The following is a 15,370-nucleotide window of genomic DNA, read 5'->3' on the forward strand; positions in this document are numbered from 1 at the left end:
GTCATGCCGACCGGCTCGCCGACACGGATCTGTGCCGTCGCCGACACGCGGCTCCTCCAGTGTGCGTGGGGTGAAGACACCACCGGGAAGAACCTCATGACCCTCGCCTTCGAGACGCGAGGACTCGTCAAACGCTTCGGAAAGACGACCGCGCTCGCCGGAGTCGACCTGGCCGCCCCGCAGGGCACGGTCCTCGGCGTACTCGGGCCGAACGGCGCGGGAAAGACCACCGCCGTGCGCGTGCTGGCCACCCTGCTCAGACCCGACGAGGGACACGCCACGGTCGGCGGGCTCGACGTCGTACGGCACGCCGCCCGGGTGCGCCGCCTGATCGGCCTGACCGGGCAGTACGCGTCGGTCGACGACGACCTCACCGGCACGGAGAACCTCGTGCTCATCGGGGAACTGCTCGACCTGCGCCGCGGGGAGGCCAAGGCGAGGGCCGCGGAACTGCTGAAGGAGTTCGGGCTCGCCGAGGCGGCGGGGCGGGCGGCCAAGACGTACTCGGGCGGCATGCGTCGCCGCCTCGACCTCGCCGCCGGTCTCGTCGGCCGCCCCTCCGTCGTCTATCTGGACGAGCCGACGACCGGTCTGGATCCGGCCAAACGTGACGACATGTGGAGCGTCATCCGCTCGCTGGCCGCCGACGGGGTCACCGTGCTGCTCACCACGCAGTATCTGGAGGAGGCCGACGCCCTCGCCGACAACATCTCGGTCATCGACCACGGACGGGTCATCGCGAACGGCACCCCGGCCGAACTCAAGCACGTCGTGGGCGGGCAGACGATCCTCGTCCGGCCCGCGGACCCGGCCCGGCTGGCGGACGCCGCCGCGCTCGTCGGCGCTGTGGTCGGCCGCACCCCGGAATCACCGGGCCGAGGCGTGATCACCGTTCCGGTCGAGAGCGACACCGCGTTCACCGAGGTCGTACGGCGGCTCGACCAGGAGCGGATCTCGGTCACCGAGCTCAGCCTCCGGCTGCCCAGCCTGGACGAGGTCTTCTTCACGCTCACCGGACGTCACGCCGAGGAAGAGGAGAACGCGGCATGACCCTCACCGTGGAACGCGCGCAGGCGCCGGCGCCACTCAGGAAGCGGCCCTTCGGGCTGGTACGGCACAGCCTCGCGCTCGGCAGGAGGAGCCTGACCAAGACGCTGCGCACCCCCGAGCAACTGCTCGACGTGACGCTGCAGCCGATCGTCTTCGTGCTGATCTACGTCTATCTGCTCGGCGGGGCGGTGGCCGGCTCCACCCAGGACTACCTGCAGTTCCTGCTTCCCGCCATCCTGGTGCAGACGGTGATGTTCGCCGGGATGGCCACCGGGGTGAACCTCAACACCGACATCGACAAGGGGGTCTTCGACCGGTTCCGCAGCCTGCCGATCGGCCGGTCCGCACCGCTGATCGGCTCGGTGCTCGGCGACCTGGCGCGCTATCTGGTGGCCGTCGTCTCCCTGCTCGCCTGCGGCCTCCTGCTGGGGTTCCGTATCCAGACCGACCCGCTCTCCGCGCTCGCCGCATGCCTGCTCACCGTCTTCTTCGCGTTCAGCCTGAGCTGGGCGTTCGTCCTGATCGGGATGCTCATGCGCAGTCCGGGCGGGGTGCAGGGGACGGCCTTCCTGGTGCTGTTCCCGCTCACCTTCGGCACCAGCATGATCACACCGAAGGAGACCCTGCCCGGCTGGCTGCAGACCTGGGTGGGGATCAACCCGGTCGCGCACGCGATGGACGCCTCGCGCGCCCTGATGCTGGGCGGGCCGGCGACGGGCCCGGTGATGTGGACGCTGCTGTCCTCGGTGCTCTTCCTCGCGGTGTTCGCGCCGCTCGCGGTCCGCGCCTACCGCCGCCGTACCTGATCGAGCGCGGCGGTCCGGTCGAGCGCCATGCCCCGCGCGTGGGCGGCGTCGTAGGCGGCGTCGCCCAGCTCGTCCCTGAGCCGCCGGACCAGCCCGGCGATCTCCAGGTTGAACCGGTCGGGGGCGCCGCGGAGCCGCTCGGCGACGCCGAGGGTCTCCGCGGCCCCCGCCAGGTCGCCCTCGCGGGCGCGCAGGGCCGCCGCGGCGACGCCGACGTGGGCCAGGACCGGCATGTCCTTCCCCTCGACCGCCCAGTCGGTCGCCTCGGTGACCCACCGTTCCGCGGCCACGAGGTCACCGCGGTCCACCGCCAGATGCGCCATCGCCCGCAGGACCAACGCGTGGAACTGCGGGGCGACGAACCCGATGCCCTCGATGCCGGTCACCGCCGCCTCGTAGTGCCGCTCCGCCCCGACCAGGTCGCCCGCACGACGGTCGAGGTCACCCAGCGCGAGATGGGCGAACGCGATGTTCCGCTGTGACCACCGCCGCTCCCCTGGCCGCGTCATCGCCAGAAGTTCGGCACGCGCCCGGTCCACGTCGCCCTGCTGCGCCCGCGCGCCGGCGAGCGTGATCCGCTGGTGCACGGCGTGGTCGTCGGGGTTGAGCTCCCCCAGCAACCGGATCGCCTCCTCCATCGTCTCGACGGCCTCGTCGAAGTCACCGAAGACCAGGTGTGCCTCCGCCAGCGAGCTCAGCACCTGGGCGAGCCCCCAGCGGTCCCCCAGGTCGCGGAACCCGGCGGCGGCGGCGAGCAGGTCGCGGCGCCTTCCCACCTGGTCCCCCTCGTTCTCCAGGAGCGCCGACCTGATCATGAAGAGCATCGCGCGGGTCCACGGGTGGGGGTGCGACATCCGTCGCTCGATCGCGGCCACGCCCCGGACGACGTCGTCGGTGAAGATCGCGAAGATGGGTTCGATCAGGGCGAGGAACGGATCCCCGGTGTCGGGAGCAACGACCTCGGCCAGCGCCCCGAACCGCTCGACGACGTCCTCCACGCCCTCGTGCTCACCGGCGAGCATCCTGTTGATCAGGTGGAAGGCGGTCGCGACCGACCGGCGCTCCGAGGAGACCTCACCGGGAACGTCGAGGGCGAGACGGAGCCGGACCACGGCCTCCGCGTGGTTCTCGCGCATCATCCAGAAGGTGCTCAGCGCGGCGGCCAGCCGTACCGCCGTGTCCGCGTCGCCCGCGTCGGCGGCGAAGTGCAGGGCGGCGAGCAGGTTGTCGTGCTCGGTCTCCAGCACGACGAGCCAGACCAGCTGCCGCTCCTCGCGCAGAAAGGGCTCGGCCGTCTCGGCGAGGTCCAGGAAGTACGCCGCGTGCGCGGCCCGCACCCGGGCGACCTCCCCGTTCTCCGCGAGCCGCTCCAGCCCGTACTCCCGGATCGTCTCCAGCATGCGGTAGCGCGGCTGCGGCGCCTCGACCACCTGCAGCAGCGACCTGTCCACCAGCACGCCGAGCAGGTCCAGGGCCGTACCCGGCTCCGCGCACACCCGCTCGGCCGCCTCCACCGAGATCCCGCCGGGAAACACCGCGAGCCGCTCGGCGAACCGGCGTTCGTCACCGAGCAGGTCCCAGCTCCAGTCGACGACCGCGCGCAACGTCCGATGGCGGGGCAGCGCGGTACGGCTGCCACCGGTCAGCAGCCGGAACCTGTCGCCGAGACGCTCGGCCACCTGCGGCGCGGTCAGGGAACGCATCCGCGCCGCGGCCAGCTCGATCGCGAGAGGCAACCCGTCCAGCCGCCGGCAGATCTCCACCACGGCCGCGACGTTCTCCTCGGTGACCGCGAAGCCGGGCCGTACAGCGGCGGCCCGCTCGGCGAGCAGCCGCACCGCCGGGCTGGTCACCGCCTGCCGCACCGAGGCGTCCGGCTCGGGCAGCCCGAGCGGGGTGACCGGGCACAGCACCTCGCCGAGTATCCCGAGGGGTTCCCTGCTGGTGGCGAGGACCCGTAGCCCGGGGCAGCGCCCCAGCAGGTCTTCCGCCAGGTGGGCCACGGCCTCGACCAGGTGCTCGCAGTTGTCCAGCACGATCAGGGTCTCGGCGCGCGAGAGCGCCTCGACCAGGCGGCTCGTCGTATCCCTGGGCACCCCCTGGGGATCGAGCACCCGGGTGCCGAGCGCGCCGAACACCGCCTGGGGCACGTCGGCCGTGTCGGTCACCGCCGCGAGTTCCACCAGCCAGGCACCACCGGGCCACCGCTCGGCGAGCCCTCCGGCGACGGTGGTCGCGAGCCGGGTCTTGCCCGCCCCGCCGGGACCGACCAGCGTGACCAGCCGCCCCTCCGCCAGCGACGCGCCGACCCGCCGCACCTCGGCCGTACGCCCGACGAAGCTGGTCAGCGCGGTCCGCAGGTTGCCCTTCTGCCGGCGGGCGGGCTCCGCCTCGCCCTCCTGGAGCAGCGCGAGGTGAATCTCCCGCAGCTCGGGCCCCGGGTCGGCCCCCAGTTCCTCCGCCAGACGGAGCCTGATCCTCTCGTAACCGGCCAGCGCCTCGGCCTGACGCCCCTGGGCGTGCAGCGCCCGCAGCAGCAGTCCCTGCAGCCGCTCTCTCAGCGGATGACGGGTCGCCGCCTCGGAGAGTTCGGCCACCAGGTGAGCGTGCCGCCCGGCCGCCAGGTCCGCCTCCGCCCGGTCCTCGATCGCGGCCAGCCGCGCCTCCTCCAGACCGGCCGCGTACGCCGTGGCGAAGGAGGCTCCGGCCGCGTCCGCCAGCGCGGGACCTCGCCAGAGCCCGAGCGCCTCACCGAGCAGGGATCCGGCGGCCTGCGCGTCCCCGCCGTTCAGCGCGCGCCTCCCCGCCCGCGCCAGCCGCTCGAACCGGTGCGCGTCGACGGCCTCGGGCGGCAGGTCGAGCCGGTAACCGCCGCGATCCGACAGCAGCACCGAGGCGTCCGGCAGGCTGCGGCGCAGCCTGGCGACGAGCGACCGTACCGCGTTCGCGCGGTCGGCGGGCTGCTCCTGGGGCCAGAGCGCGTCCGACAGCTCGTCGGCGGTGACGACCCGCCCCGCTCCCAGTGCCAGCCGGATCAGCAGCACGCGGAGCCGGACACCCCCGATCTCGACGCTCTCACCGGCCGCCGTCACCTCCAGCGGACCCAGGATGCCCACACGCATGGGGCCAACTGTGCCACGCCCCGGCACGACACGGCTCCTGCGTTTCCACGACGCCGCGCACGCCCACCGACCCGCACCTTTACTCTCCGTACCATCGAGATCACGATCTGTCGGCGATAATGGCACGATCGACGGCGCGAAGCCGCGAGCCCGGTCCTTTCACGACCGGGAGGCCGACGGCAACGGGAGTAGGGGGTTCACGGTGCGGACGCATTTCGATCCGGAGGAGGCCGAGGAGTTCGAGTCGGCGAAGGACCTGCTGGTCCGTCGCTGTCTCGCCTGGGCGGACGAGCGCGGCACGCGGGCCGACGAGGCGATGCTCGCCGCGGTCCTGGACGCGCGCCACCGCAGCCGTGACGGGCGGCTCGCCTACTGGGACACGCGACAGGTGCGGCGTTTCCTCCTGGAATGGATCCCCCGGCACCTCGCGGCCGAGCGCGAGACCCTCGCCTCCGCGCCGGAGAACCTGCTCACGCTCCTGCGCTACCTCACCGCGTCCGGCCTGCGCGACCCCCGGGGCGCCTCCCTCGCCGAGCTGGAGGCGGCCGTGGCCGAGGCGGAGGCGGAGTTTCCCGCGGCGCTCGCCGACCCGGCCCGGCAGGGTATCGGGAGACTCTGGGCGCAGACCGCCCTCGACAACGGCTTCGTCCTCGACGACGAAGAGGACATGGCCCGCTTCCAGCACGACGTCAGCAGCGGCCGGATACAGTTCGACGCCGACGTGGTCGAAGCGCTTCTCCAGGCCGAGTTCGGCGGCGCGGGACCCGACGACGACCGGGCCTTCTCCCAGTGTCCCATCGCCCTCCCCACCGCCGCCGAGCTCGCCGCCGACGCCGCGAGGAGCGAGATCGTACGGCAGCTGACCGCCCTGACCGGCTGGGTGGGGAAGGACGGGCGTCCTCTCACCAAGGCCGGAGACCTGCGGGCGGCCGACGCCCGCGAGCTGGCGGAGCTGCTGGACATCGGGGAGCCGGATCAGCGGGCACGCACGTCCGGCACCCGCGAAGCGACGGAGCCGCCGAACGCGCAGAAGCGCAATCCGGAGGCGCTGCCGGGCACCGGGGAACGGGATCCGGCGCGGCCGACGGACACCGGGGAGGGGGATCCGGCGCACCTGCCCGGCACCGGGGAACGGGATCAGTGGGCGCGCGGCTCCACGGAGACGCCCCGGTTGGACCTCCTGCTGGCCTGGGCGAAGAAGGCGGGCCTGGTGCGGGTGCTCAAAGGACGCCTGGTCCCGGTGGCCAAGGCCGCCCCGCTGCTGCACGACCCGGAGGCGCTGTGGCGGCGCGCGTTCGAGGCGGTCTTCGAGCTGGGCGCCGCGATCTGCGCGCCCGCCTCCGGGAGGGTCGGCTTCTCGATGCTCGTCACGGCGTTCGACGAGCTGCTGCCCGACGTGCTGAACACGATGTACAGCCTGCCGGCCCCGATCCCCGTCGCCCGGCTGCAGGAGACCGTGTGGCTCGCCTGCCAGGAATACTTCCTGCTCGACTTCGCGGAGAACGGCTCCCGCCAGGACGTCTGGCGCCGACGGGTCGACGAGGATCTCCTGGTGGTGTTCGACGTCCTCTCCCGCCTCGGTGCCGTCGAGGCGAGCCACGGCGTGCCCGACGAGCTGTACTCCAGCGACCTGCGTCCCGGCTTCGTCGAGGGGATCGGCGAGCTCACCCAGGACGACCTGCCGTTGCCGCCCGAGGCGTGCGCCCGGCTCCTGACGCGCCTCGCGGAGCCCGGCCCGCTGGTATCGCTAACGCCCCTGGGCACCCGAGCCGTCCGTGAGCGGCTGCTCGCCGACGGGCGGGACGCCCCGCTGATCGGGGAGCTGGCGGACGCCGAGGCGGGCGAGCTGCTGGGAGTGATCGCCCAGCACTACACCCAGGAGACGGCGGTCGCCGAGCTCGAAGGCTGGCTCGCGGCGCACGGAGGTGACATCGAGCCGCTCCTGGACGCCATCCGCGCCTGTCCCTTCCGCACCCGCGCCTCCGCCATGCTCTCCGCCCTGACCGAGTCGCTCCCCGACGGCCGGTCGATGCGGGCGAGACTCCGGCACGACCCGGCGCTGGGATCCCTCGTCCTCACCGCCCTTCTGGAGGAGGGAGAGCTGGGCCCCGAGGATCTCACCGCCCGCGAGCACTCGCTGCTCCTCGCCGAGGGGATGATCATCCTGCTGGAGCTGGGCGGTCCCGAGGCCATCGTGGAGCAGCTCCGCGAGTCGGCGGGCAGGGACGCGCCGGAGTTCGTCGCGGAGGTGCTGGATTCCGGGCATCCCGCGCGGGAGGCGCTGGAGGAGTTGCGCGTGCTGGTGTACGAACCGATGCTGGCCAGGAGCGCCCGGCTGCGGCTCGTGCCCAGCCCGGCGCCCGGCTCACGGGGCCGTGCCAACGGCCGCGGCGGGAAACGCCGACGCTGACGTCTCCGCCGCCGCCACCGGTGACGGCCGGTCGCCGGAGGTCATGACCGGCCGCGCGTCCCCGACGGGGTCGCGACACGCGACCGGGGCCGGAGAGCCGCGCCTCCGCTGTGGAGCACCGTGTTCAGGGGATCGGCGCCACCGCTTCGGGGGCATCACCCCTTCCACAACACCAGAATTACGAAAATTAGGACTATCGCCGACAAAACATGATCGATAGCCTCCTTCGACACTTTGTGTGTCAGAAGGAGATATATCCGTGCAAGTACCTCGTGCCCTCATGCCGGCGATCCTCACCTCCGGATCGATCGGCATGGTCGGCGTCGCCCCCGCGGCGGCGGACCCCACCCCCGCGTCCTCCACCGCCGCGGTCGAGGACGAGCTCCTCGGCAAGCTCACGGCCATCCCCGGGCTGACCGTGGTCTCGGAGACCCGGCCGACCGGCCACCGGTTCTTCGTCGGTCGCGCGTCGGAGTCCCTCCCCCACGACGACATGCTCCCCACCCGCGGAAAGCGCTGACCCCCCATGCGTATCACCAGGCCACTCACCGCCCTCGCGGCCGTCTCGATGACCGCCGCCCTGCTCACCGTGCCCGCCGTACCCGCCGGCGCCACCTCCGACGGCGCCGTCGGCAGTGCCACCGTGGTGCCGCTCCAGGTCACCGGAGCCCCGGCCAAACGGTTCAACCTGATCATCATGGGTGACGGCTACACCGCGGGCGAGCAGTCCACGTTCGCCGCCGACACCGACCAGCAGCTCAACGTGATGTGGTCCATCGAGCCGTACAAGTCCTACCGCAACTACTTCAACGTCTACCGGGTGGACATCGTCTCCGGCGAGTCCGGCATCGGCTGCGACCCCGACCTGTCCGCGGGGAGGAAGAACACCCCGCTGAGCATGGCCTTCTGGGGCGGCTGCAACCCCTCCAGCGTCCAGCGGCTGATCACCATGAGCAACTCGGCCGCCAACACCTACGCCAACCTGGTGGCCGGGACCAGCAGCGCCAACCGGCAGATCCTGGCCCTGGGCAACAGCGGCACCTACGGCGGGGCGGGCGGCGCCTACGCCACCTCCTCCGGCCACAACTCGATGTCGGCCCTCATCGCGCCGCACGAGATCGGCCACTCGCTGGGCGGCCTGCAGGACGAGTACACCTACTACACACGCGGCGTGGAGGGCGGCGCCTACACCGGAGCCGAACCCAGCTCCGCGCACCACACCCTGCTCACCGAGCAGCAGATCGCCGACCAGCGCAGGAAGTGGTGGCGCTGGCTGGGCGAACCCAGCGAGGCCGGCGGCACCATCGGCCGCCACGAGGGCGGCCTGTACTTCGGCACAGGGGTCTGGCGGCCCAGCGAGCACTCCATCATGAGAACGCTCGGCTACTACTACGACCAGGTCAGCCGCGAGATCATGACCCAGAGGATCTCCGCCAAGACCGGCCTCATCCAGGACGGCACGCCGGCCACGTCGCCGGTCGGCGCCGACCGGGTGCTCTGGGTGGAGCCGCTGCACCCCAACAGCCACTCGCTGACCACCGTCTGGAGCGTCAACGGCACCGACCTGGCGGGCGATCGCACCACCCTCGACCTCCGCACGCTGAACCTGCCGGCCGGCACCCACACGGTCAAGGCGACCGTCACCGACCCGACCGACTTCGTACGAGACCCGGCCATCCGCTCCGGTGCCCTCACCGCCACCCGCACCTGGACGGTGGACACCACCGTGACCACCGTCCCCGCCGACGTCGGCCCCGGCCTGCTCTCCTCCACGCCCACCAACCAGGCGGTCGGTCACGACGAGGTCGTCTACGTCGAGACCACCCACCCCGACGACAACGTCCCGACCGTCACCTGGACGCTGGACGGCAGGCGGCTCGACGACAACGACGGGGACCTGGACCTGGGAGAGCTCACGCTCACCCCCGGCAACCACACCCTCACCGCCACCTCCGGCGGCGACAGCCGAACCTGGACCGTCGACAACACGCCGCCCACCACCGGCTACCGGCTCTCCGAGCCCCTGGTCTCCTCCGGTGACACCTACGTCTACAACGGCCCCTTCACCATGAGGCTCACCGGCGACGACGACCAGGACGGGTACGTCGTCAGCGAGTCCCGGGTGGACGGCGACGGCTGGTTCAACTACTTCGGCTGGCCGACCTCCGCCGACCTGCCGTGGACGTTCAGCGAGAGCGGCACCGTCATCGACAGCCTCACCTTCGGCAAGCTGCCCCGGGGCAGGCACACCGTCGAGTACCGCTCGATCGACCCCAGCGGCAACTACGGTACGGCCGAGAACTTCACGGTCACCACCCTCGCGCCGCCGCCCGCCTGCACCACCACGGTCACCGGCACCAGGAACGGCACGCTCCCCGTCCGCTCCGGCGTCACCTGCCTGAACGACGCCCGGATCAACGGCGGGGTGACCGTCTCGGCGGGCGCGTCCCTGGTGGTGACCGGCGGCACGATCAACGGAGCGCTCACCGCGACCGGCGCCGCCGAGGTGCACCTGCTCAAGGCACAGGTCAACGGCGCGGTCTCCATCTCCGGCACCACCAACCGGCTGATCATCGCCGGCGCCGAGCTCAGGGGCGCGGCGGTGCTGAACGGCAACACCACCGCCGACGCGCTCGTGATGGCGGGCAGCAGCGTCCGCGGCGCGCTGGCCTGCACCGGCAACACGCCCGCGCCGTCCAACGCCGGGGTGGCCAACCAGATCACCGGCAGCGGCCAGTGCGCCGGCCTCGTCGACCCCCGCCCCAACCCCCGCGGCAAGACCTACGAGGCCGTGGTCTCCAGCACCATCCCCGAGAGGGGCATGTACGAGCACAACCACAACTGACCCACTCGACCGGCGGGGCGGCCCCACCAACGGGCCGAACGGGGCGGCCAAGCCGCCCCGACCCCACAACCGACACGTGTGAACGGCGGGATGTCCCCACAGGGGCGTCCCGCCTCCGTGTTCTCAGAGACCGTCCCGACCGCACGACCGCACGACCGGACACCGTCCACGGTCACCCCAGGCACCACCCCAGGCACCCCAGGCACCCCAGGTACCCGGGGCACCCGGGGCACTCCCGAAGTCTCGCTCACGTTCACCGCAGCACGAGCGTGCCGTCCGGTTCGAGGTCGACGCGTGACCCGAAGTTCCGGCTGATCCGGTCGAGAACCCCCCGCAGCCATTCGGAGTCCTCCTCCGAGGCGTGCTGGAGCCGCATCCGGCGGGCCCGCAGGGGCACCATCCGCAGACCGGTCAGGTGGCCCGAACCGGGCTCCACCGACGCGAAGTACAGCAGCCGCAGATCGTCCCGGTACTCCTCGTAGCCGGGGATGCCCTCGTAGTCGTCGACGAGGTCACCGCAGCCGTACAGGATGAGCCGATCCCGGTAGACCTCGACGGGCCGGGGATGGTGCGAAGAGTGCCCGTGCACCACGTCGATCCCGCCGTCGACCAGCCGGTGCGCGAAGCGCGTCTGCTTCCGAGGGACGTGGTAGCCCCAGTTGGAACCCCAGTGGATGGAGACCACCGCGACGTCACCGGGACGCCTGGCCCGCCGTACCCGGTCGGCCAGCTCGGCCGCGGCGGCCTCCGACAGCTCGGGCACGAAATCGACCCCGGCCCGGTCCGGCGCCGCCGCCCATTCCGGCGGGACACCGCTGGACTCCGTCCCGCAGGCGAAGACCAGGACCCGCCCTCCCCCCGCCACGGGAACGACCGCCGGTCGCCTCGCCTCGCCCACCTCCCGGCCGGCCCCCACCGACCGCAGCCCCGCCCTGGCGAGGACGTCGAGCGTCTCCTCCAGCCCCCGTCGGCCGAAGTCCATGACGTGATTGTTCGCCAGCACGCAGGCATCGGGCCGGGCGACCGCCAGGCAGGGAAGGTTGGCCGGACTCATCCGGTAGTTCACGGCCTTCCCCGCCGCGAAGTCGTCGCTCCGGGTGACGCTCGTCTCCAGGTTCACCACCCGGACCTCCGGCGCGGCCTCCGCCAGCACCCGCAGGGCATCCCCCCACGGCCAGGAGAAGCCGACCGGCCGGGGAATCCGGCCGTTCGCCGCCTCCGCGAGATCAACGTAGGTCATGGCGTCCTGGACATGCTCCTCCCGCAGCGTCGGGTCACCCGGATGAGGAAGGATCTGATCGACGCCGCGGCCGAGCATGACGTCCCCACAGAGGAACAACGTCACCGGATCGGTACGCACACCTCCAGGCTAGGCGGCCTCGTCCGCCGGTCACAGATGTACCGCCGACTCGCACACCGTTCCGGCGGAAAAGGACGGCCGGGACGTGCCAGGCCCCGCACCCGGCTCACGGGGCCGCCCCAGCGGCCGCGGCGGGAAACGCGGACACCGGCAAAGGCCCGCATGCGGATCACGTCACCGCCGGACCCAGCGGAAGCGTGTACTCGATCGAACGACGTTCGATCCCGAACCCGGCGCGGGTGTAGATGCCGAAGGCCCCGGTCGGATTGTCGGCGTCCACCCCCAGCCCGGCCTTGTCGTACCCCTGCTCGCGGAACTCGCGCAGCGCGTGCGCGAGCAGCGCGCTCGCCACCCCCCGGCCCCGCCACTCACGCAGGGTGCCGATGATCTGAATCCATGCCTCGCGGACCCCGGTCGCCTCGGTGTCGGCCTCGAAATAATGGGTGAGCAGCACACCCACGCTCTCCCCCGCCGCGTCCAGCGCGACGAAGGAGCTCTCCGGTCGGAACACCTTCACCCCGACGATGCTGTTCCGCCAGGACTCCGGCGTGTGCTGGACGCTCCCCCAGTGGTCGACGAACGAGCGGTTACGCACCTGGAGGACCGCGTCCTCCAGATCATCCCGGTAGGTGACGATCCGGAGCCCGTCCGGCGGCGAGACCTCCGGCAGCTCGGCCCCCAGGTCGAGGCTCATCCCGTAGAACCATCGGGCCGGCTTCATCCCGGCCCCGACGACCAACGCCCGCAGTCCCTCGTTGCGGCTGTCCACCTCGACATGGAGTTCGAGCGGCTGCCCGGGAAATCGGCGCTCGTGCAGCACCGGCGTGTTGCCGATCGCCCACTCCAGCAGGTGCCTGCCCAGCCCCCGGCGCCGGTACTCCGGACGCACCCCGCCCCACAGGCTCATCAGATGCACCGGTTGAGCCGTGGCCCGGCTCATGGTCATCCCGTACGCGACCAGCCGGCCGGACTCCCACGCCGCCAGCGTGCCCTCGACCGGATCGAGCAGCGGGTTGGCGAGCTCCTCGGCGAGGTCGTCCGCGTCGACCCTCCCCCCGACCTGATCGACCTCGTCGATCGCCGCCAGCAACTCCGCCCACGCCTCAAGGTCGTCTTTGGTCAGCGGAGCCCACTCGAAGGTCATGACCACCGAGCGTAGAAGCGGGCCGCTTTCCCCGGCCACCCGTTTTCCCTCCGTCTGAGATGCGCCGCGCAGCGCGCGCGGTATAGCCCGCCGGGTGGCGCCCGTACGGGGCGGGCGTGTCGGGTCGTCGTGGCGAATCGTGGCGGAGAGCAGGAGGATGATCTCCATGCCTGGGATGAGGGTGGCCGGCCTCGATGGGTACAGACGTGGCTGTGTCTCAGCGTGAAATCACCCAGGCGGGTGTCCATGTCTCGGCGGTGTCGTGGCCGGCTGTGGTGGCGGCGAAGTGGGCGCGGAGGGCGGCCAGTGCCGGGTGGGGGTTGATGTGGTGCCACAGGAGGGAGTGCGGGTAGACGGGCGTCGGGTCGGTCACCGGGATACGGCGCAGGCCGTGGCCGGTGGGCCAGACCAGGCGGGTGTGTTCGCCCATGAAGGTGGCCAGGGCCGGGGTGTCGGCGATGGTGTCGAGGAGCGCGTCGGAGCCGAAGTTGGGGCCGGTCGCCTCGATGGTGAGGCCGAACTCGGCGACGAGGTCGTCGTAGTAGGCGGCCCACTCGGTCCCGGGGACGATGCCGGGCATCCAGATCCGGTGCCCGGCGAGCTGGGCGACGGTCACCGACCGGGCGTCGGCCAGCGCGTGGGCGGGCCCGGTGAGGAGCTGGAGCGGCTCGTCGAGCACCCGGACGGACTCGATGCCCGCGGGGAGAGGCCGGCCGGGCATGGCGACGGCGCGGAAGGACGCGTCGATCGCCCCGGAGGCGAGGGCGGCGACGGCCGCCTCGACATCGGACAGCATCACCACGTCGAGCTCGATCTCGGGATGCGCGCGGTGGAAGGCCCGCATCAGGCCTGAAGCCGCGACGCGCGAGGCGATCACGTCGACGCGCAGCGGACGGCTGCCGGGGCGTACGGAGGCGACCGCGCGCTCGGTGACGCGCAGCAGCTCCCGGGCGTGGGGCAGGAACGCCTGCCCGTCGATGGTGAGCCTGGCGCCGCGCGCGGTGCGGGTGAACAGCCGCACCGCGAGGTCCTTCTCCAGCCCGGCGACGCGCTTGGAGACGGCCTGCTGGGTGATCGACAGATCCGCGGCGGCGTCCTGGAACCGGCCGGTGTCCACGACGGCGACGAACGTGCGCACGGCATCGAAATCCAACACCCGGCTGACCATATCCAACAACCGGCTGTTGTGCGGTTCCGGCCAGACGGTTGTTTGACCTGCCCTATTGCTCCCCGCTTTGATCCCACGAGTCAACAGATGGTTGCTCTCAAAAGATGGCGAGGCGCGCGGTGGGAAGGTCGCCCGGTCGGCGGTTCGGATGGTTCTGGGCCGCGTACGCGGCGAGCACGTTCGGTACATGGCTCGCGTTCGACGCGTTCGCCCTGATCGCGATTCTCGCCCTGGACGCGGGGCCTACCGAGGTGTCGGCACTGGCCGCGACGGGACTCGCGGTCGGGGCGGTGGTCGCGGTGCCGCTCGGGCCGTGGGTGGAGTTCCGGCGCAAACGGCCGGTGATGATCGCGATGGACCTGATCCGGTGCGCGGCGCTGATGAGCGTTCCCGCCGCCTACCTGCTCGACCGGCTGAGCCTCGCCCAACTCCTGGTCGTGGCCGTCGTCGTCGGTGCCGCCGACATCGCCTTCACCGCCGCGAGCGGAGCGTGTCTGAAGGCGCTCGTCCGCCCCGAGGACCTGCTCGTCGCGAACGGGCGACTGGAGGCGACGACCTGGACCGCCACCGCGCTCGGGCCACCGCTCGGTACCGCCGCGATCGGGCTGGTGGGCCCGGTGACGAGCGTCGCGGCCAACGCGGTCAGCTTCCTGCTGTCGGCCGCCGGGATCCGCGCCATCGGCGGGCAGGAGCCACGCCCCGCGCGAACCGCCGCCTCCTCCCGCCCCGGAGCCGGCGACCTGCTGGAGGGCTGGCGCCACATCCTCGCCGACCCGGCGCTGCGCCCGTTGTTCTTCAACACCGTCCTGGTCAACGGCCTGATCATGGCGGCCTCACCGCTGCTCGCCGTCCTCATGCTCGGCGACCTCGCCTTCACCCCCTGGCAGTACGGCCTCGCCTTCGGCCTCCCCTGCGTCGGCGGCCTCATCGGCTCGCGACTGGCCCGCCCGCTCCTCGCCAGGTTCGGACACCACAGGGTCATGCTCACCGCCGGGACGCTGCGCGCGTGCTGGCCACTGGGACTGGCCTTCGTCCACCCCGGCCCCACCGGGCTCATCCTCGTCGTCACCGTCGAACTCGGACTGATCACCTGCATGGGCGTGTTCAACCCGGTCTTCGCCACCTACCGGCTCCAGCAACTCCCGCCGGACCGGGTCGCCCGCACCCTGGCCGCCTGGTCGATCACGAGTAAGGCCACCATCGCGACCATGACCGGCGCGTGGGGCCTGCTGGCCGGCTTCACCGGCCCCCGCACCGCGATCGCGATCGCCGGACTCCTCCTCCTGACGACCTCGCTCCTGCTGCCCAGAAACGACCGCACACCCCAACTCAACGACGCCGCCCAGACTCCCCAGAAAAGGCGGACACTCGCATGAGCACCATCCCCGCGCTCGACCCCGCACGCACCGCCCTGCTCGTCATGGACTATCAGCGCTGCTCCCGGAGAGCGAGAGCGAAGCCCTGT

At 72.0% G+C, this 15,370-nt stretch carries 10 protein-coding genes; 6 read left to right on the forward strand and 4 right to left on the reverse strand.

Annotated elements, in window-relative coordinates; all coding sequences use genetic code 11:
- Positions 1-96 precede the first annotated feature (96 nt).
- Both ACFY3V_RS03360 and ACFY3V_RS03365 read left to right on the forward strand, forming a co-directional pair.
- Entirely contained in the window at positions 97-1,050 is a 954-nt protein-coding gene (locus ACFY3V_RS03360) for an ATP-binding cassette domain-containing protein (RefSeq protein WP_350944303.1), read from the forward strand.
- The gene (locus tag ACFY3V_RS03365) at positions 1,047-1,856 is read left to right on the forward strand and encodes an ABC transporter permease (protein WP_389769496.1); all 810 of its coding nucleotides are present in this window, start codon (positions 1,047-1,049) and stop codon (positions 1,854-1,856) included. Before ACFY3V_RS03360 ends, ACFY3V_RS03365 begins: the two co-directional genes overlap by 4 nt.
- On the opposite strand, the gene ACFY3V_RS03370 is transcribed toward ACFY3V_RS03365, so the two are convergent.
- Positions 1,838-4,978 carry a BTAD domain-containing putative transcriptional regulator gene (locus ACFY3V_RS03370; RefSeq protein ID WP_389769499.1) on the reverse strand — a complete coding sequence of 1,047 codons (3,141 nt, stop codon included), beginning with the start codon at positions 4,976-4,978 and terminating at the stop codon, positions 1,838-1,840. The two genes, ACFY3V_RS03365 and ACFY3V_RS03370, sit on opposite strands and share 19 nt — an antisense overlap.
- Positions 4,979-5,180: 202 nt before the next feature.
- On the opposite strand from ACFY3V_RS03370, the gene ACFY3V_RS03375 reads away from it, so the two are divergent.
- From ACFY3V_RS03375 to ACFY3V_RS03385, 3 genes are all read left to right on the forward strand, one after another.
- Positions 5,181-7,388 (forward strand): hypothetical protein, encoded by a 2,208-nt coding sequence (locus ACFY3V_RS03375; protein ID WP_389769501.1) that lies wholly within the window; start codon positions 5,181-5,183, stop codon positions 7,386-7,388.
- A gap of 259 nt (positions 7,389-7,647) precedes the next feature.
- Positions 7,648-7,908, forward strand: coding sequence for a hypothetical protein (locus tag ACFY3V_RS03380; protein ID WP_389769503.1), 261 nt, complete (start codon positions 7,648-7,650; stop codon positions 7,906-7,908).
- Positions 7,909-7,914: 6 nt separating this feature from the next.
- Entirely contained in the window at positions 7,915-10,233 is a 2,319-nt protein-coding gene (locus ACFY3V_RS03385) for a M64 family metallopeptidase (RefSeq protein ID WP_362902635.1), read from the forward strand.
- Positions 10,234-10,486: 253 nt separating this feature from the next.
- Here the strand turns inward: ACFY3V_RS03385 and ACFY3V_RS03390 are convergent, their stop codons facing one another.
- From ACFY3V_RS03390 to ACFY3V_RS03400, 3 genes are all read right to left on the reverse strand, one after another.
- Positions 10,487-11,593 (reverse strand): CapA family protein, encoded by a 1,107-nt coding sequence (locus ACFY3V_RS03390; protein WP_389769506.1) that lies wholly within the window; start codon positions 11,591-11,593, stop codon positions 10,487-10,489.
- 169 nt (positions 11,594-11,762) lie between these two features.
- Positions 11,763-12,905, reverse strand: a complete 1,143-nt coding sequence (locus tag ACFY3V_RS03395) for a GNAT family N-acetyltransferase (protein ID WP_389769509.1) — start codon at positions 12,903-12,905, stop codon at positions 11,763-11,765.
- Between the two features lie 49 nt (positions 12,906-12,954).
- A complete protein-coding gene (locus ACFY3V_RS03400) occupies positions 12,955-13,890 on the reverse strand; it encodes a LysR family transcriptional regulator (protein ID WP_389770225.1) in 936 nt (311 codons plus the stop codon).
- 119 nt (positions 13,891-14,009) lie between these two features.
- Here ACFY3V_RS03400 and ACFY3V_RS03405 point away from each other — a divergent pair, with 119 nt between their 5' ends.
- Positions 14,010-15,281, forward strand: a complete 1,272-nt coding sequence (locus ACFY3V_RS03405; RefSeq protein ID WP_389769512.1) for an MFS transporter — start codon at positions 14,010-14,012, stop codon at positions 15,279-15,281.
- The last annotated feature ends 89 nt before the right edge of the window (positions 15,282-15,370 follow it).

The organism is Streptosporangium sp. NPDC000095 (genome assembly GCF_042899335.1).
In the GTDB taxonomy this organism is placed as follows: Bacteria; Actinomycetota; Actinomycetes; order Streptosporangiales; family Streptosporangiaceae; genus Streptosporangium.